Below are 17,156 nucleotides of genomic sequence, written 5' to 3' on the forward strand. Positions count from 1 at the left end.
TCCGCTGGCTCACGCGCTACAACACCCGCCGCAGACACAAGAAGAACGGCCAGCTCAGCCCCGTCGCCTACGAGGCCCGACACTCAGCTACACTCTCACTTGCCGCATAAGCATACAAACCGGTGTCCACTTCTCGGGGGGAACCCCCAGCAGCCCTGTGCTGCTACAAGCCCGGCCGGCAGAGCAGGCTGATCTACCGGCCACGGATCCATCTGCCGCTGAAGGGGGCCCGCAAGAGCTTTGCCTGGACCGACTACCGGGACCTGGTGGTAAGAGCGCACATCCAGCTCGGCGGGCCCATCGTGCTCGTCTGGGACAATCTCAACACCCACCTGGCCGCCGGCATGAAGAAGTACGCGGCCGAGCATGACTGGCTCACCGTCTTCCAGCTGCCCTCCTACGCACCTGACCTCAACCCCGTCGAAGGCGTCTGGTCGCTCCTGCGGCGCGGCCCGATGGCAAATACGGCCTTCACCGATCCGGACCACCTCATCCGCACCCTCCGCCGAGGGCTCAGGCACATCCAGCACCGCCCCCGCCTCATCGACGGCTGCCTCACCGAAACCGGCCTGGCCATCACCACACCGACCCCAACCCGAAAACCTCAGTAGCCGTTCGTGACCCCAGCTGTCCGCAGGGGCCCTCGGTCTTGACCAGTGCTCGAAGGGCTCCGGGCGCAATGAGAGGTGATCCCTACGAATGGCTTGGACCACGAACAACAACGATCTGATCATCTGTCTGGATGTGACGCCGCCGGTGGAAGCCGGGACCAGCGCGCCTCTGCAAGGGCCCAGTGCCAGGCATGGCCTCGCCCATCAGGGCGTACTGGCACGGCGGGCGGTGGCCGGTCTCGGGTTACAGGACCAGGTCAGGCTGGCGATGGGGCTGTCTGCCCTGATGATGTATAGACCTTGGTCCTGTCCGTGGCGGCAGCCGCGGAGCAACCGCCGTTCAGTGCCCATTAGATGATGTAGCGGAGGATCATGCTGCCCTGCTCCTTGTGGCTGGCGTGGTCGGTGCCATCGAGGGTGAAGTAGCGCAGGGCAGTGAACTGGGCTTCGATGCGGTTGAGCCAGGAGCTGTTGGTCGGGGTGTAGGCGATCTCGACAAAAGCGGGCGCTGCGCCCTCCGCGCTGCTGCTGCAGGGCGACGGCCGGAGGCATCCCTGTGATCGAGTCGACGTCGGGGACGCCGGTCTGGTCGATCAGCCGTCTGGCATACGGGGCCACCGACTCCAGGTAGCGCCGCTGCGACTCCGCGTAGAGGGTGCCGAAGGCGAGGGAGGACTTGCCCGACCCAGAGACGCCGGTGAAGACCACCGTTGCGTCGCGCGGGACCGTCAGGTCCACGTCCTTGAGATTGTGCTCGCGAGCGCCCATCGCCCGTACGTCGTCCTGGACGGGTGAGGGCTCCTGGGGAGCGGGCGCTGCTGCGTCGGCCATGCCTCAAAGCTAACAACGCGCGGACCTGCGCAGATAGGAGATGACGTGCTTGGCCGGGAGCGTGGCGCGCAGCGTTAGTGCGTTGGCACGCAGGGCATAGAGGGTGTGGCGCTGGCGTGCATACGTTGGGTGTAGCCCTACGTTGAGAGTGACCGAGGTCACAAAGCCACCCAAATGACCTCGGCACTCCGGCGGGCGAGTCCCCCGGATCAGCAGAGGAGATCGTCATGGCAAGCAGCAACCGCGCCGTCACCTTCCAGAACGCGAAGGAAATGCGCGTCGAGTCTCTCGACTTCCCGAAGCTTGAGATGCCGAACGGTAAGAAGGCCCCGCACGGAGTCATCCTCAGGATCGTCGCCACCAACATCTGCGGTAGCGACCTGCACATCTACCGCGGGTCCTTCCCGGTGCCCCAGGGCATGGTGATGGGGCACGAGATGACCGGGGAGGTCCTCGAGGTCGGCCCCGACGTCGAGTTCCTCAGTGAGGGCGACCTCGTCTCCGTCCCGTTCAACGTCGCCTGCGGCCGATGCCGCAATTGCAGGGCGCGCCGGACCGACGTTTGCGAGACCACGAACCCCAAGGTGTCCTGCGGAGCGTACGGCTTCAACCTGGGCGACTGGACCGGCGGCCAGGCCGAGTACCTGTTCGTCCCGTACGCCGACTTCCAGCTCCTGCGCTTCCCGGACAGGGACCAGGCCATGGCGAAGATCCGTGACCTGGCGCTGCTCTCGGACATCCTGCCCACCGCGTTCCACGGTCTCATGGAGGCCGGTGCCAAGCCGGGCTCGACCGTGTACATCGCCGGCGCCGGCCCGGTCGGCCGCTGCGCCGCAGCATCGGCGCGCCTCCTCGGGGCGTCCTGCATCATCGTCGGCGACCACAACAAGGACCGCCTGGAGCTGGTGAAGAAGAACGGCTGCGAGACGATCGACCTGAGCCAGGACGCAGCGCTCACCGACCAGATCGAGGCCATCCTGGGCGAACCCATGGTCGACTGCGCAGTCGACTACGTCGGCACCGAGGCACACGGCATCGGCCGCGAGGCCGAGGACATGGACCCGGCCTACGCCATCAACCAGGTGATCGACGCCACCCGCGCGGGCGGAGCCACCGGAGTCATCGGCGTCTACGGCCCCGACCCGCTCGCGAAGTCGAAGGCCGAGCAAGAGGGAACGTACCCGATCGACTTCGGCAAGGCCTGGATCAAGTCGCCGCGGATCACCGCTGGGCAGGCACCGATTATGCACTACAACCGCGAGCTGATGATGGCGATCCTGTGGGACCGCATGCCCTACTTGAACGCCATGCTCAACACGAAGGTGATCAGCCTCGACGACGCCCCCGACGCCTACGCGACCTTCGACACGGGAGTGCCCGAAAAGTTCATCATCGACCCCCACGGCCTCATTCCCGCCTGAGGCCCGCCCTCCCCGGCCCGCAGTCCCCCTTCGGGGAGGCTGCGGGCCGGACCCCTGCCTTGCCGACGCATCGGTCGGCGAAAGGCCTGGGAAGATCCCCGCGGCGTGCGCTGGGACAGGACGCCGTGAGCCTCGGGCAGGGCGTGGAGCAGTCAAGAGGAGAGCATGGCCATGGCTCAGGACGGCTTGGCGCTGCTGCGCCTGACGTCCTTCTCCACCCGTCGCGCCCCGCGGGGCGACGAGGTCGACTACTGGCGTCACGGGTGGGCGCTCGTCAGTGACGGCGCACTGTGTTGGCGCAGGCCTTGTGGACGCGGCCGGACCAAGTGGCGCCGCCGGACGGGCTGACCTGGCCGTACGGCTCCCACGGATCGCCGCCCTCGATCGGCTTGTCACAGACCAGGCACATCCGCACCCCCGAGAGGGTGTCGTAGTGGTTGCACAGGGACACCACGGACCGGGCCAGCCGCTTCACCCGCGCCACCTCACCGGACAGGCCGGCGGCCTCGATCTCGACGAGACGGCGGCGGGCTTCGCGGACTCCGGCCAGGGCCACCTTCGCGGGTCCGTCGTCCTTCGGCAGGGCCGCGGCCATCTGCTCGATGTGGGGGATCAGCTGCCACAGCTGCTGCTGGAAGGCCTGGTCGAAAGCCTTCACCCTCTCGTGGCGCAGGAGGGTGGGCTGGTCGATGAACCAGGTCGCTGACGCGCGGACCATGACGGTGCTCAGCGGCGCTTCCTGCGGCGCGTCGGTGCCGTTCACCGGACTGCACCGGCCTTGCGGTGGATGGGGCAGGCGCACGGCGGTAGCGCGGTGCTCATCGGCGTGGGCACGGGCTTGTGGCTGTAGGGCACGGTCACGGTGGCGCGCGGCACTGACTTCTCGCCCTCGCTGCTCACCTTGTAGACCCGGATCGTCATCTTGGCTCCGGGTGTTCGCCGTCCGCCTGGGACGGTACGGTTCCTCATGTCGACGCTCCTGCGTAGCGTTGGCATCCCGGCGAGGTCTCACCACCTCGTCGGGGCCTGACGCTTCGAAGGTAAGAGCGCTACAAGGGAACCGCCGACCGTAATCCGGTCGCTATGCTCAGGCAGCGAGGATGCCGACCCGGGATGCCAGGTCAGCGGCACGGCGCAGGCGGGGGGCCTGCGTCGACTCGATCTCTTCCAGGATGATCGCCCTGGCGTAGCCGTTGTACCGGATCGTCTCGGGAGCCGCTTCGAACGCCTTCTCCAGCGATGCGATCGCCACATCGGGCTGGTTGTCGAGCTGGTAGCCGCGGGCTTCCTCGATCCGGTGCCGGGCGCGCCGCGGGTGGGACTTGATCACAGCCTTGTCCGCCTTCGCGGCTCGCCGAACGGACTCGCCGCCCTGGTGCAGTTCGACGGCGATGGTGACGGCGTGCGCGCCCATCACGGCCCGGCTGAAGCTGGTGACGGGGTGGTAGTAGTCGGCCGGCAGACGGGCCGCCATGTCGTTGGCCTTGTCCCAGTGCCGCCAGGCCGTGCCTGTCTCCCGGCGGCGGGCGGCGGTGTAGCCGAGCTCGAACTCCAGGGCGCCCGCGATGGCGAGCACGTCGTCCGGGGCGTCGGGCAGCAACGGTTCGAGGAATCGGACGGCTTCGAGTTCACGGCGTCGGCCGCGTCGAAGTGGCGAGGGCCGGAATCCCTGTGGGCCTGAGCCAGCAGCCAGGCGGCCACACCGATGGCGTGCGGGTCCTCGCTCTCCTGGGCAGCGATCATGCCGCGTTCGGCGACGCGCCAGAGCACGGAGGCGTCGGGCTGATAGGCGATGAAGAACTGCGACAGCGAATAGGTCTGGGCGAGTAGAGACTGAGCGGCGCGCCGGTCGGCGGCCGTGTCGGCGTGCCGTACGAGCACCTGGGCGTCACGGATGAGGTCGGGCAGCAGCTTCCCGATGGCCTCGCGGTGGTTGCCCGTCTGGTGCCGGGCCTTCCAGGCTGCGTGCAGTCGGGCCTCAAGGTGGGCGGTCCGTGGCGGCTCGGCGTTGGCCGTCAGGGCAAAGGAGTCGACGGCGGCCTTCACGGCTGCCAGCCGTGGGTGTCCCGGGCCGACGAAAAGGTCAACGTGCCCATCCGGGCGGCCTGTCAGGTCCACCAGATCACCGCCCTCGCGGAGAAAGCGATGGCTCGCTCGCGGCCATAGCGACGAGCCAGCTGGGGAGACTGCAAGGCCGACGACGAGCAGCAACCCGGCGGTGATGACCTGGTCCGTGTTGTCGATGTAGGTGAAACTCGCGTACGGAGTGGTGAAGAAGAAGACGAACCATGCGGCGGCGGACAGGGCCGTGAGGACCGCGTCCTATGGGCCGGAGACAATCGGTGACTGCTGGTGGCACCTGACCTGGCTGCGCGGCACGTAATTCCCGCTGGTCGTGGTCGACGTCGACACCGGCGCCCGGACCGCGCAGGGCCTGCTGATGGGGGCAAGCACCCGAATCACGGTGGCCGTCCGCGTCGCGCGGCTGCCGCTGCCGCTGCCGCTGCCGCACTGATGTGATCGGGATCTTTCCGGATGGCACACCGCGATCACCGACGCGTCCCTCGGCCCGGGCCTGACGGCCAGCGTAGGAGGGAATTTTCGCGATCCCCCGGGTGCGGGGCACATCATGCTGCAGATCGCCATGGTCACCCACCACACGGATGCCAGCGGTGTACCGCGGCTGAGCAAGGAGCCGATGCCCCTCAGCCGGCCTCCACCACGAACCTTCAAGATCGTGGATGAGAGCAACCAACCGAACACGGAAGACTTCTCGGAAACGGGGACACGAGATAGCTGCCTCCGGGAAGGCCGGGGCGTACCGGCTTCCTCGCCCCTCGTAGGTACCACGTCGTCGGAGCGGGATGCGCCGACTGTTGGGGCGTTCAGCGGGGCTGGCCGAGTGCTGCCGCTGGCCGCAGGTTCTCCTCGAGTTCTTCGGCCATGGCCGCTCTGGCCAACGCCCGTCCCAGTCGAGGTGCCTGTTTGAACAGGTTGTGCCCGGCGGTGAAGAAGATTCTGTCGGCTTCCCAGACCGCCATGCCGTCTTCGCTCCACGGCAGGCTTGTCACCCAGCAGTGCAGGTACTCGACGGGCTCGGGGTCGAGGCCGGGCAATGCGCGGGAGACGTACGAGCGGGCGCGGTCGTTGAGCGCCACCAGTGCTTCGGGGTCCGCAAAGCTGCCGTCCTCCCGTACCTCGACCGTTTGGCTGAGGCCCACCGCATATCGGCTGTTGCCGGGGTAGGGGACTGCGTAGACGCCGACCTCGCCGAAGTCGCCGCTGCTGTCCTGCAGGCAGGCAACCCGTTCCGGAGGCGCTCCCCTGACCTGGAAGGTGAGGCGGACGTGGGCTGCCGGCCGTATGGGCAACGAAAGCCCCACGTTGCGCGCCAGCCGCGCCGTGCCCAGGCCCGCACACACCACGGCCGTTGCGTACTCTTCGCGGCCGACGGCGCTGAGCACCTCCACCGTGCCGTGGCCCGTCGGATGCAGCGAGATGACCTCGTCGGTGACCACAGAGTCACCCAGCGCGTTGGCCAGGCTCTCGACCGCGACACGGGTGCGGATGGCGCCACCGTCCTCATCGAGCATCGCGGGACCGCGGTAGTGGGCGAGCAGCGGCATGCGGACGTGAAGCTCGGCGCTGTCCACGGTCCGGACCGGTATGCCGCCGGCATCCTGCAGAATGCGCAGTCTCCCAGGAACGGGACCGCCCAAGGCGACCACTCCGTCATGGGAGATCATTTCGGCGCCCAACCGGTCGGCCCACTCGTCCCAGACGGCGCGGCCCTGCCGGGTGAATTCGACCAGGCGGGCGTCGTCGTGCGCGTGGCGGAAGATGCGGGACTGGCCACTGGACTGCCCGTGGCCTGGAACGCCGCTTTCGTACACCCGCGCCGTCGTTCCGCGTTCGGCCAGTGCATACGCGGTGCAGAGGCCGACGATGCCGGCTCCTACCACGGCCACCTCGGGAACCCGGTCCATTCGATCGCCTCACTTCGCGTCCCGGAGCTGTCCCCCTGCGGAGCAGGGATTAAGTTCATCTGTCGCCGCCGCGAACTGGTGGGTGACTGGACCCGGTGGGCGGCATTGTCAGGCTCTACGTGACGCGACGCGGAACCGTGTCTCCTTCAGCCTCACACCGGTCCGAAATATGTCAACCGGCCACCTCGGACAACGACCGTGGTCCACCGGCGGAGAGCCGCGGGATCGGACGTCCGATCAAGTCAGGGGAGGAGGTTTCTGAGCAGTACATCGGCCGGCTGGCGATTCCGTGGCTGTCCAGACCAGCGGGCAGCAGCAGGGGTTCCGCTCGGTCGAGGTGTCGACCCGCCGGACGTGGTGACGGCACCCGGAGCGCTGGGTGTGGAATGACCTTGCATCATGATCAGCCTGGCGGCTTCCGCAGCCAGGACATCCTGCACATCGGAGTCCAGGCTCATCGTGTCGTTCCCCGTGCTTTGGCCAGCCCGTACCGTGCGCGAGGGGGAGGCCTGCACGCCAGTCACCGGCCAGGCGAAGTCGTGCATCAGGACGGGCAAACGACCGAGTTCCGGGGCTGCCGGCAGGACCGGTTCGGCCTCGGTGGCCCGGCCCGGTCCAGGGCGGGCACGACGTGCCGAGCCCCACGATGCCCGGGGCGGCCAGGTGCCAGGTCACCCACTCCCGGCCTGCGCTCCGTCATCTGCAGCGAGACCGGTGAGCAGCCGATCAGCTCGTCGGGGAGTGTCTGCTGCAGAACCGGCTGGCCCGGCGGCGCTGGCGCGGGCCGGCCGGTGACCAAGCGGCCAGCGCACTTCGTGGCGCTCTATCGGCTGGGGCTGTCCGCAATGGACACGACCAGGTGACCGTACCGGCGGCGCAGGTACGCGCTGGAGTCCGCCTTCGCCGCCTGCTGGATCTGCACCCTGGGCTCACCCGGCAGCAGGCACTGAACGCACTGCGCCAGCAGGTGCCGGCCTGCGTCCACCGCCGACCGGGGGTAAGCGGGCTCCCGGCGAGGATCGGCGCTTCGGACGTGAGGCGGACTTGTATGGACCCGGCTGGGCAGGATGAGGACCAGCAGCCCCTCGTGGAGCGCCGCATCGCGGTGTCAGCCGCCTTCGAGGGCAGTGAGGAGATCGCCCTCGCCCGTGACCTGGCCCGCTCCTTCCTGACCGATGTGCAGGCCGTGCACGGGTTCCCGGTCTCCACCCGGGTGATGGGCATGGTGCAGCTGGTCGTCAGCGAGATGGTCACCAACTCCCGCAAGTACCCCCCGGCCCGTGCCTGCTGACCCTGGAGGTCAACGCTGGCGCCGTCGAGGTCACCGTGTGGGACAGCAGCACCACGCTTCCGGCGGTCCTGGCGGCCGACCCCGGCCGCGTCGGGCAGCACGGCCTGGAGATCGTGATGGCTGTGTGCCAGAGCTTTGTCGTCCACCGGGAACCGGTGGGCAAGCGGATCACCGCCGCGATCGAGCTGGCCGACGACCCGGGCGGCGGCGTGGCCGGCCGCCAGCTGTAATGGCGCGGTGCGGAGCTGGCCGCATCGTGTCCTTGCGCACGGGTGCACCGTTGACCAGAGTGGTGCGGGCCGTGTAGCTGTCTGTCGTCAGCCCTGCGTGCTGCTCTCCCAGCGATGCGAGGCTCCCGGTTGCACCGGCCGGTGAGAGATGGCCCCCGGACGTTTCGCGCCGGCACGCCCGGGGGCCGCCTGCTCGCTCGGCGGCCCCGCCGGGCGGTGGGCCTGGGCAGGGCCTTAGCCTGCCGCCATGACTGACACCGCCACCCCGAGCCCGCGTGAAGCCTTCGAGATGCTGACGGCCGGCAACGACCGGTTCGCCGCCGGCACGCCCGAGCACCCGAACCAGGATGCCGCCCGCCGCGCCGAGACCGCTCCGGGCCAGCAGCCCTTCGCCGTTCTGTTCGGCTGTTCGGACTCCCGCCTGGCCGCTGAGATCATCTTCGACCGGGGGCTCGGAGACCTGTTCGTGGTACGCACCGCGGGCCATGTGATGGGTCCGGAGGTTTTGGGAAGTATCGAGTACGGAGTGAGTGTGCTGGATTGCCCGCTGGTGGTGGTCCTCGGCCACGACGCGTGCGGGGCGGTCGCCGCCACGCGGGCCGCGGTGGACGAGGGCACCACCGCCGACGGATTCGTACGTGACGTCGTCGAGCGGGTGACCCCCAGTGTGCTGGCGGCCCGGGCCGCCGGCGCCAGCACCGACCGGGACTTCATCAGCGAGCACGTCCGCGTGAGCGTCGACCTGCTCACCGACCGCTCCCGTGTACTTGCCGAGCAGGTCGCCTCGGGGCGGACGGCCGTCGTCGGCCTGTCCTACCAGCTGGCCGACGGTCGCGCCCACCTGGTCGCCGCCCGTGGTCTCGACCTCCCGGCCGACCAGCAGACCACCATCGTCTGACCGCCGACGTGACCCGCTTGCCGCCGGCGTCAGGCGCTCAGTGCGGCCTCGGCGTCGGCGGCGGTGTCGAAGACCCGCAGGACCTGATCGGCTCCAGTCATCACCAGGATCTGGTGCAGCGAGACCGGAACACTGCCCAGGGCCAGCATCACCCCTGTCCGCATCACGATGGGCTCCCAGCAGCACGTTCAACCCTGCCGAGTCGCAGATTGTTTCGGCAGAAGCCGTGTCCCGCGCAGGTCGTGTCGCTTTCGATGGACGGGGTGCCGGTGGGCGATATCGCGTTTCTGGGCGGGGCTGTGTCTCGATAGTGAGCATCGGAAGTTCACTCGTGCGGGTAGCGGTCCTGGTCGCAGATATCAAGGAGTTCCAGCAGTTCGCGGACGGTCAGGTGGGCGTCTGCCGGATGACGGAGCGTGTCGTCGAGGTGGAGGCTGTAGCGGGTGCGTCGTCCGTCGCGTTCGCGGCTGAGATAGCCGGCCTGTTCGAGGTCGGTAACGATGCTCTGGACGGTGCGCTCAGTGATGTCGCAGGCCGCCGCGATGTCGCGAAGGCGGAGGTCAGGGTTTCGGGCGATGGCCCGCAGTACGTGCGCGTGGTTGGTGAGGAAGCCCCATCCGCGGGCCTGCTGGTCCATGAGGTCCCCCGTCTTCCCCACTGCCCTGATTGCATCCCTGCAGGAAATTACCGGAAACAGATTTCATCCGTGCACTGTTCTCGTGTGTGGGCGGTGTGGGGACGCGGTGTGTGGGAAGCCGATAGTCTCACCGTCACAACCGGTTGCGTCTCCCGATGAGACGGTGGGGAGAACGCGATGACCGCAGAGCCCTCAGTTCAGGCGAGGACGTCGGGGCCGTGCCTGGCCGTGCAACTGATCGGGGAGATGGACTATGAGACCGCCCCGTTCTTCCGTGAACGTCTCCTGGAGGAGATCGCCCGAGGTCAGCGGTGTGTGGTGCTCGAGCTGTCCGGGGTCACGTTCTGCGACTCGGCCGGGTTGAATGTTCTGCTGTGGGCCTGGCAGCAGGCGAAGAAGGCTGGCGCCGTGCTGGTGCTGGCCTCCGTGCCGGCGACGCTGCAGCAGATGCTGGCCATGACCGGGGTGGACACCGTAGTGCGGGTGTATGGGACCGTCGCCGAGGCCGAGGACGAGCTGGTGGTCGGCGGCGGGGCCTGACGTCGGCGGCTAGGGGTCAGGCTGCTTCGAGGACTTGGTCGAGGTTGGGCAGGTTCTTGGGGCCGCGGGTGAGTCGGCGGGTCATCAGGGTGATCGCGTCAGCTGCAGGAGCCGATGACACCGTCGGTTCGGGACCGCGGAATCGATCTGACCACGGCTGGTGGGGACGCAGGAGCGGTCTGTCCTCGCAAGTGGGTGATCTCGTCGTGCTGGGCGGCAAGGCGGGAGAGGGCGAGCTGTTTGAACTCGGCGAGCTCGGCGATCGTCTCGTCGCATTTGGAGAGGCGGCCCTGCAGTCTGGTGTTCTCGGCCTTCAGTCGTGCAATCTGCGCGTCCCGGGGGTCGGGGACCGCCCGGGCAGGCTGCAGATCACGTCGGCGTGCGGGTGCTCACGAAACCGGGCCTCGATGAGCGCGTCGAGCTCGGCGATCTCCTCGTCGAGGGCCATCACCGCCTTCGCAAGACGGATCACCATGCCGGCGGCCAGCGTCTCGCCGGGCAGCGCAGTGTGCTGGGCCTGTGCTGCCTCCAGGGCGGACTTGGCCAGGGCCGCGGTGCTTCGGACCTTGCGATTGCGCAGCCAGGTCTCGATGCGCTTCGCGCCGGCGCGGCGGATGGCGGCCGGTGTCTGGTATCCCGTCAGGAGAATGACGGGACCCTTGTTGGTCAGGTCCAGCGTGCGTTCCAACGCGGGGAAGAACTCAAGCAGTTGGGCGCGGAGCCGGTTGATCTGACGGGTGCGGTCGCCTGCGAGGTCAGTGCGGCGCGTGGTAAGGATGCGCAAGTCGACGGCTATCTCGTCGCCGGGCCGCAGTCGGCCCAGGTCGCGGCGCATGCGGGCTTGGTCGGCGATGACGCAGACGTCTTTGGCATCGGTCTTGGCCTCGCCGCGGTAGGTGCCGGACGCGCGGTGGACGGCCAGGCCAGTGAGGTAGGCCATGGGCTGGCCGTGGTTGAGCAGCAGGCCGATCAGCAGCGCAGCACCGCCGTGGTTGATGTCCACCGCCCACAGCACGTCCTGATCGATGTCGAGGACGTCGCGGATCAGCTCCAGCAGGGCCGCCTCGTCGTTCAGGACTCGGCGGGAGAGCAGCCGCTCGCCCTGATCGTTGATCACCACGCAGTGGTGATGCTCCTTGCCGATGTCCATTCCGGCCCAGATCTGGGGCACGGCCACCTCCGTCAGCTCGTCGTCAACCAATCCCGCAGACGACCTCGCCGACGTAGTCCTACAGAGCGATCAAGTCGCGTATCCCAATTGGCGGTCGAGTCGTCGCGGGGCTCGGGGCGGGGCGGCCATGTTCTCTGAGCCATCCGATCGGCTCCTCCATGACAGCCATACCCGGAGCCCCTGGCCTGCGTTCCGCGCAATTCAGGGGTTCTGGAGTCCCTTCCGAGGTGAAGGTGCAGGTCAGCGGGCTGGAGCCTAGTGACACGGCCGGATTCGCCTAGAGACGCGATTTTGCGGATTCACCTGCGCTGAACTGGTCTTGCTCCGTATGGTCTGGAGTCGTGTATGTGAAGACGACGAAGCGGGAGAACAAGTCCGGCACGGTCCGGTACCTGCACCTGGCTCACAACGAGTGGGATCCGGTGAAGGGCCGGGCGGTCCCGAAGGTGCTGTTCTCGTTCGGCCGTGAGGACGACCTCGACCGGGACGCGGTGAAGCGCCTGGTCGCGTCTCTATCGCGGCTGCTGGAACCGGGCGAGGCGCTGGCGTCGACCGCGGCGGGCGACCTGGAGTTCGTCTCCTCAGTCCCGTTCGGCGGCACCTACGTCCTCGATCAGCTGTGGCGTCGACTGAAGATCGACAGGATCGTCGGGCAGGTCGGGCAGCCCAAGCGGGGCCGACGCCGGGACATGTCGGTGACCGAGCGCGTGTTGTTCTCCATGGTCGCGAACCGGGCCCTGGCCCCGTCGTCGAAGCTGGCCGCCGCGGACTGGGTCACACACGACGTGCATGTCGACGGCCTGCCGGCCACCGACGACGACGCCTGCTACCGGGCGATGGACTGGCTCCACGAAGTCCAGGACGACCTGGAGAAACGGGTGTTCGACGAGGTCGCGAACCTTCTCAACCTCGAGGTCGACCTGTTGTTCTTCGATACCACCAGCACCTACTTCGAACTGGAGGAGGCCGACGTGCTCGTCGCCCGCGACGACAAGGGCCGCCTCCTGCCCGCCGCAGACGACACTCCCGCCGCCGCGGACGACAGCGGTGACGCCCCGGACCAGGCCGGGTTCCGGACCTTCGGCAAGTCGAAGGACTCCCGCGACGACCTGCCGCAGATCGTGATCGGAATGGCCGTCACCAGGGACGGCATCCCGGTCCGCGTCTGGTCCTGGCCCGGCAACACCGGTGACCAGAAGCTGATCCGGCAGGTCAAGGACGACATGCGGGACTGGACCCTGAGCAAGATCGTGTGGGTCACCGACCGGGGATTCTCCAGCGAACGCAACCGCCGCTACCTCCGCCAGGGCGAGAACGCCTACATCGTCGGCGAGAAACTCCGCTCAGGCAGCCCGGAGGTGAAGGCCGCCCTGTCCCGCCAGGGCCGCTACGGCGAGATCGCCCAGAACATGCGGGTCAAGGAGGTGCGGATCTCCGACACCGAACGGTTCGTGATCTGCCACAACCCCGAAGCCGCCACCCGCGACCAGCACATACGCGAACAGCTCGTCGCCCAGCTCACCCTCCTGATCGAAGACACCGACAAGCTCAGCGAGTTCAAGCGCGGCGAACTCCGCGGCAAGATCGCCGACAAGCCCGGCCTCAACCGCTACCTTCGCACCACACCGGCCGGCAAGCTCCGCATCGACACCGCGAAGATCAAGACGGAGGAGAACCTTGACGGCAAGTACCTGCTGCGATGCTCCGACCCTCACCTGTCCGCCGAGGACATCGCCCTCGGTTACAAGCAGCTCCTCGAAGTCGAGCGGGGCTGGCGGGACATGAAGCAGATCATCGACCTGCGGCCCGTCTATCACCGGCTCGAGGAACGCATACGCTCGCACGTCATTCTCTGCTGGCTCGCCCTGCTGCTGATCCGCATCATCGAGACCACCACCGGCGCGACCTGGCCGACCATCCGCCGCGAACTCGACCGGCTCCACCTCGGCACGTTCACCGGCCCCACCGGCCTGTTCCGCCAGGTCACCACCCTCACCAAGCCCCAGACCGACCTCCTGGCCAAGCTCGACATCCCCACACCGAAGCAGATCATCGCCCTCGAACCCACACCCCGCTGACCAGCACGAACACCAGCGCCTAGAGAAACGCCTCTCAGGCGCCCTCACCCATGTCCGCGCAGGTCAGACCCCAGATTCGTGACTCTATGCCGCTGAATTACGCGGAACGCAGGCCTGGGCCCACCGATCTTACGAATGACCAGCGGAAACCCACGCTTGAAAGGTAGGACTCCATGATCACTCAGGCCCGTGCCTGTCTCGTGCCCAGCGCCACCATTTGCCGGTCGGTCTAAAACTAAAGGCGCGGCACCAACTCCCAGGTCAGCATACGAGAGGCCAGCGCGGGCACCCGGCGCAGCGACCGTTCACTGCAGCTTCCGACACTCACCAGCGGAAACGCTGAGGCCGGGGTCTTCAAGTATGTGTAGGCAGAGGCCGCCGAAATGTTGCAGGCCAAGGCCCGTACGGTTCCTGATGCGGGGCTACGGCAACCGCGGCGGCCACGCCCTGGCGTGACTGGGTAGTCAGCCCGAAGCTGTGATCAACTTGCCCCAACCTCGGCTCACCAACAGCTTCTCGAACGCAGCGCGCTGTTCATCGTCCAGCGCGCGTGGGGAGTATCGGTGCTGGTATGTCGCGGTGGCAGGTGGGGCAGGCACCGGTTCAGAGGGCGAGGAGTGTCTGTAGCTCGCGGACGACTTGGTAGAGGCTCAGGCTGGCGCCGCGTCTTTTGGGGCTCGGGCCAGTCGTTGCAGGGTGCAGAAAGCGTGCGCGAGGGCGACGCGGTGGTGCCATCCATTCCAGGTCCGGCCCTCGAAGTGGGCCAGTCCCAAGGCCTGCTTGGTCTCCCGGTAGTCGTGCTCGATGCGCCAGCGGAGCTTGGCGAGTCGGACCAGGGTGGTCAGCGGCATGCCGGAGGGCAGGTCGGACAGCCAGAACTGCACCGGCTCGTTCTCCTCGGCGGGCCGTTCGGCCAGCAGCCAGCACACGGGCAGTCCCGGGCCGTCGGTGGCCTGGCGGACCTCGCGTGCGGCAGGCCGGATACGCAGGGCCACGAAGCGGGAGTACATCCGCTTGCGGCCCGAGCGGCCGGCACCGGGCCGGGAGCCTCCACGCCACTGCACCGGCCGAGCTGCCTTCCGTCCCGCCTCGATGACCAGCTCCTTCACTGACTGCGGCTTGTCGGGATACTTCGCCACCGGCGGGCGTCCGCTCTCGGAGTACGGCTCGGCCACCGGCACCGCCTTGGCGGGATGAGCCGACAGCGTGGTGGAGATGCCCACCACGTAGTTCATACCGCGGGCCTGCACTGCGCTCCGGAACGCGGCGGCGTCGCCGTATCCGGCGTCCGCGATGGCCAGCGGCACCTCGATGCCCCAAGAGCGGATCTCATCGAGCATGTCCAGGGCCAGCTGCCACTTCTCCACATGCCCGACCTCGTCCGGGATACCGCAGGCGGGGGGCGTGCTTCCCGGGGGCCATCGCGCTGCGGTTGCCGCCGCCCCGCCCACCTCGTTAGCTGGAACGAGGGGCGAGGCCCATCGGGCGACGAGACTCATGGAGCGGCGAGGAGCGGCGATGATCACGCAAGAGCAGATCGAGCGAATCCTGCGGCTGAGAGGCGACGGACTCCCATTGGTGTCCCTGTACGTCCCGGTGAACCCCGGCAGGCCCGACCGCCGAGAATTCGATAGCCGCGTATCGAGCCTGCTGAACCGCATCCGGCCGCTCTCGGAGGACGCTTCGGCCGAGCACGCCGTGCGGCTCTCGCTCCGCGAGGACATCGCGAGGATCGAGAAGACACTGAGTGAGGAGCCCCTCCGGCCGGGAGCCGTCGCGGTCTTCTCCTGCGCCGGCCACGACATCTACGAACAGGTGTGGCTGCCCCGCAGGACGCGCGAGAGCATCGTGGTGGACGCCGATCCTGATGTCCGGCCCCTCCTGGGTGTGCTTGACGAGTACTACCGCACCTGCGCCGCCCTCGTCGACAAGAGCGTGGGCCAGGTCTGGGAGTACTACCCCGACGAGATCCGCGAACTCGAGGTGATCCGAGACCGGGTGCTGCGTAAACACGCCTACTCAGACGAGTACGCCGAGTACCGCGTCCGCAACAAGGCGGACGAGCTGAGCAAGAAGCACTACCGGCGGCTGGTCGGCGAGCTCAAGCAACTGTTTACGGGCGGGGGCTATGACCTGCTTGCCGTCGGCGGTCAGGAGCACGAGGTGTCGGTCTTCGTCGCCTTCCTGCCGGGTGAGCTGACGGACCGCCTCGTGGGGACCTTCACCCTCGACCGGGAGACCGCGACGCCCGAGGACATCCGGCAGAAAGTGCGGGAGCTCGTCACCGACCACGCCGAGCAGGAGCAACGGCGGCTGGTCGGCGAGATCCTCGAGGCCAAGGCGGCTGGCAGACCTGCCGCCGTCGGGCTCGACGAGACCCTGTGGGCGGCGTCCCTGGCCGCGATCCGGACACTGGCGGTGGACGATCAGGCCGTCGTACCGGGCTTCGTCTGCGACCGGGACGGGCTGCTGACGCGCTCGGGGAAAACCTGCCCGCTCTGCGGCGAGCCGCTGCGCGAGGTGCCCGACGTGATCGATGAACTGGCCGGGGCCGTCATCGACGACGGGGGCGAGGTGCGGCACGTGGACACGGAGACGGAACTGCGCACGCAGCAGGCCGGAGCCCTTCTACGGTTCGAACTCCCCCCGCAGCCGACCTCCGCTCAGTAATTGGGCCGACCTCTTGACTATGCCGCAAACCGGAGCAATCGTGGCAAATAGGACCGGTCAACCGCGACAGGGTTCCTCCACGGAACACCTGTCGGGCACCGGCCAGGTCCCCGGCGATTTCTGAGAAATGCGAAAGTGTTGATCGGGACTTTCCGGGGACCGCCCGTGTATATGGGCACCTCCATGGTGGTTCACCCATGGAGCGGCTGATGCCGCAGCGTCCGTGCCGGACGCGTCGGTCAGGCGTGACATTCTGACGTCGTGCAGGCCAGTGAACTGGTAGCCGAAACGGCCGGAGCCCCCGCACAGTGGGACTGGCCCACCTTGCCTGACCTCGCACTTCGCTGCTATCTGCGCTCCCGCTTCCCGCCTCAGCCCCGGGTGCACAGGCCTTGACATCGACTGAGTTTCCGGCGCGGAGTCCACGAGTCCGGCGATCCGGGGGCAAGGCGGTGCGGCGTCGGGAGCATGTCCGCGGACCGTAGAGACGGGCCCGGCTAGGAACTGTCCGGCCGATCACGCGCCCCGTTAGGGTGACCGCGACGAAAGGACCCGATGAGCGCAGTGGAGATGAATCGCGCGGAGGCGGTCGCGCTCGTGCAGCGCATCATGGATGCGGACTGCGCTTCCGACGACGAGGTGGCCGGCTGGTTGGACAGGCTCGACACAGCCCTGGCATGTCCGTCTGGCCACGTCAGCGGCTTGATCTTCTGGCCGCCTGAGCGGGAGCTTTCGGCTGATGAGGTAGTTGCTCAGGCCCTGGCATATCGACCAATCGCCTTGTGAGGGCGG

12 protein-coding genes and 5 pseudogenes are annotated in these 17,156 nt (G+C 67.9%); 8 read left to right on the top strand and 9 right to left on the bottom strand.

Going from position 1 to position 17,156, the window contains the following annotated elements:
* Positions 1-122 precede the first annotated feature (122 nt).
* Positions 123-611, top strand: coding sequence for a transposase (locus ACIBJF_RS32915; protein WP_399179227.1), 489 nt, complete (start codon positions 123-125; stop codon positions 609-611).
* A gap of 501 nt (positions 612-1,112) precedes the next feature.
* Here the strand turns inward: ACIBJF_RS32915 and ACIBJF_RS32920 are convergent.
* Positions 1,113-1,442 (bottom strand): annotated as a pseudogene (locus tag ACIBJF_RS32920) (excinuclease ABC subunit A); the annotation flags it as partial.
* Positions 1,443-1,669: 227 nt separating this feature from the next.
* Between ACIBJF_RS32920 and ACIBJF_RS32925 the strand changes: the two are divergent.
* Positions 1,670-2,863: an alcohol dehydrogenase catalytic domain-containing protein gene (locus ACIBJF_RS32925; RefSeq protein ID WP_399179228.1), complete on the top strand. Its 1,194-nt coding sequence runs from the start codon at positions 1,670-1,672 to the stop codon at positions 2,861-2,863.
* A 274-nt stretch (positions 2,864-3,137) separates the two neighbouring features.
* On the opposite strand, the gene ACIBJF_RS32930 is transcribed toward ACIBJF_RS32925, so the two are convergent.
* The 4 genes and pseudogenes from ACIBJF_RS32930 to ACIBJF_RS32945 all read right to left on the bottom strand — a co-directional run bounded on the left by ACIBJF_RS32930 (position 3,138) and on the right by ACIBJF_RS32945 (position 6,849).
* Positions 3,138-3,626, bottom strand: coding sequence for a DUF6415 family natural product biosynthesis protein (locus ACIBJF_RS32930; RefSeq protein WP_399179230.1), 489 nt, complete (start codon positions 3,624-3,626; stop codon positions 3,138-3,140).
* Complete coding sequence (locus ACIBJF_RS32935) at positions 3,623-3,832, bottom strand: hypothetical protein (RefSeq protein WP_399179232.1); 210 nt, start codon at positions 3,830-3,832, stop codon at positions 3,623-3,625. Before ACIBJF_RS32935 ends, ACIBJF_RS32930 begins: the two co-directional genes overlap by 4 nt.
* Before the next feature lie 118 nt (positions 3,833-3,950).
* Positions 3,951-4,987 (bottom strand): annotated as a pseudogene (locus ACIBJF_RS32940) (XRE family transcriptional regulator); the annotation flags it as partial.
* 761 nt (positions 4,988-5,748) lie between these two features.
* Positions 5,749-6,849, bottom strand: coding sequence for an NAD(P)/FAD-dependent oxidoreductase (locus ACIBJF_RS32945; RefSeq protein ID WP_399179234.1), 1,101 nt, complete (start codon positions 6,847-6,849; stop codon positions 5,749-5,751).
* A gap of 1,048 nt (positions 6,850-7,897) precedes the next feature.
* Between ACIBJF_RS32945 and ACIBJF_RS32950 the strand changes: the two are divergent.
* Positions 7,898-8,370: pseudogene (locus ACIBJF_RS32950) on the top strand (ATP-binding protein).
* Positions 8,371-8,617: 247 nt separating this feature from the next.
* Complete coding sequence (locus ACIBJF_RS32955) at positions 8,618-9,268, top strand: carbonic anhydrase (RefSeq protein WP_399179236.1); 651 nt, start codon at positions 8,618-8,620, stop codon at positions 9,266-9,268.
* Between the two features lie 29 nt (positions 9,269-9,297).
* Here ACIBJF_RS32955 and ACIBJF_RS32960 read toward each other — a convergent pair whose 3' ends face one another.
* Positions 9,298-9,435 carry a hypothetical protein gene (locus ACIBJF_RS32960; protein ID WP_399179238.1) on the bottom strand — a complete coding sequence of 46 codons (138 nt, stop codon included), beginning with the start codon at positions 9,433-9,435 and terminating at the stop codon, positions 9,298-9,300.
* Between the two features lie 158 nt (positions 9,436-9,593).
* A complete protein-coding gene (locus tag ACIBJF_RS32965) occupies positions 9,594-9,926 on the bottom strand; it encodes a helix-turn-helix transcriptional regulator (RefSeq protein ID WP_399179240.1) in 333 nt (110 codons plus the stop codon).
* 156 nt (positions 9,927-10,082) lie between these two features.
* On the opposite strand from ACIBJF_RS32965, the gene ACIBJF_RS32970 reads away from it, so the two are divergent.
* Complete coding sequence (locus tag ACIBJF_RS32970) at positions 10,083-10,445, top strand: STAS domain-containing protein (RefSeq protein WP_399179242.1); 363 nt, start codon at positions 10,083-10,085, stop codon at positions 10,443-10,445.
* 334 nt (positions 10,446-10,779) lie between these two features.
* On the opposite strand, the pseudogene ACIBJF_RS32975 reads toward ACIBJF_RS32970, so the two are convergent.
* Positions 10,780-11,616: pseudogene (locus ACIBJF_RS32975) on the bottom strand (IS110 family transposase); the annotation flags it as partial.
* A 347-nt stretch (positions 11,617-11,963) separates the two neighbouring features.
* On the opposite strand from ACIBJF_RS32975, the gene ACIBJF_RS32980 reads away from it, so the two are divergent.
* Positions 11,964-13,694, top strand: a complete 1,731-nt coding sequence (locus tag ACIBJF_RS32980) for an IS1634 family transposase (protein WP_399179243.1) — start codon at positions 11,964-11,966, stop codon at positions 13,692-13,694.
* Positions 13,695-14,344: 650 nt separating this feature from the next.
* Here ACIBJF_RS32980 and ACIBJF_RS32985 read toward each other — a convergent pair.
* Positions 14,345-15,091: pseudogene (locus ACIBJF_RS32985) on the bottom strand (transposase); the annotation flags it as partial.
* A 121-nt stretch (positions 15,092-15,212) separates the two neighbouring features.
* Here ACIBJF_RS32985 and ACIBJF_RS32990 point away from each other — a divergent pair.
* A complete protein-coding gene (locus ACIBJF_RS32990) occupies positions 15,213-16,364 on the top strand; it encodes a hypothetical protein (protein ID WP_399179245.1) in 1,152 nt (383 codons plus the stop codon).
* A 555-nt stretch (positions 16,365-16,919) separates the two neighbouring features.
* Positions 16,920-17,150, top strand: a complete 231-nt coding sequence (locus tag ACIBJF_RS32995; RefSeq protein ID WP_399179247.1) for an e9imm peptide — start codon at positions 16,920-16,922, stop codon at positions 17,148-17,150.
* Positions 17,151-17,156: the final 6 nt, after the last annotated feature.

The sequence above is a fragment of the Streptomyces sp. NPDC050743 genome (assembly GCF_044456925.1).
Lineage (GTDB): Bacteria > Actinomycetota > Actinomycetes > Streptomycetales > Streptomycetaceae > Streptomyces.

Excerpts from the sequence above, each read along its gene's own strand:
- ACIBJF_RS32935 (WP_399179232.1), bottom strand. The coding sequence starts at position 3,832 with ATGAGGAACCGTACCGTCCCAGGCGGACGGCGAACACCCGGAGCCAAG.
- ACIBJF_RS32945 (WP_399179234.1), bottom strand. The coding sequence starts at position 6,849 with ATGGACCGGGTTCCCGAGGTGGCCGTGGTAGGAGCCGGCATCGTCGGC.
- ACIBJF_RS32955 (WP_399179236.1), top strand. The coding sequence starts at position 8,618 with ATGACTGACACCGCCACCCCGAGCCCGCGTGAAGCCTTCGAGATGCTG.
- ACIBJF_RS32970 (WP_399179242.1), top strand. The coding sequence starts at position 10,083 with ATGACCGCAGAGCCCTCAGTTCAGGCGAGGACGTCGGGGCCGTGCCTG.
- ACIBJF_RS32925 (WP_399179228.1), top strand. The coding sequence starts at position 1,670 with ATGGCAAGCAGCAACCGCGCCGTCACCTTCCAGAACGCGAAGGAAATG.
- ACIBJF_RS32995 (WP_399179247.1), top strand. The coding sequence starts at position 16,920 with ATGAGCGCAGTGGAGATGAATCGCGCGGAGGCGGTCGCGCTCGTGCAG.
- ACIBJF_RS32990 (WP_399179245.1), top strand. The coding sequence starts at position 15,213 with ATGATCACGCAAGAGCAGATCGAGCGAATCCTGCGGCTGAGAGGCGAC.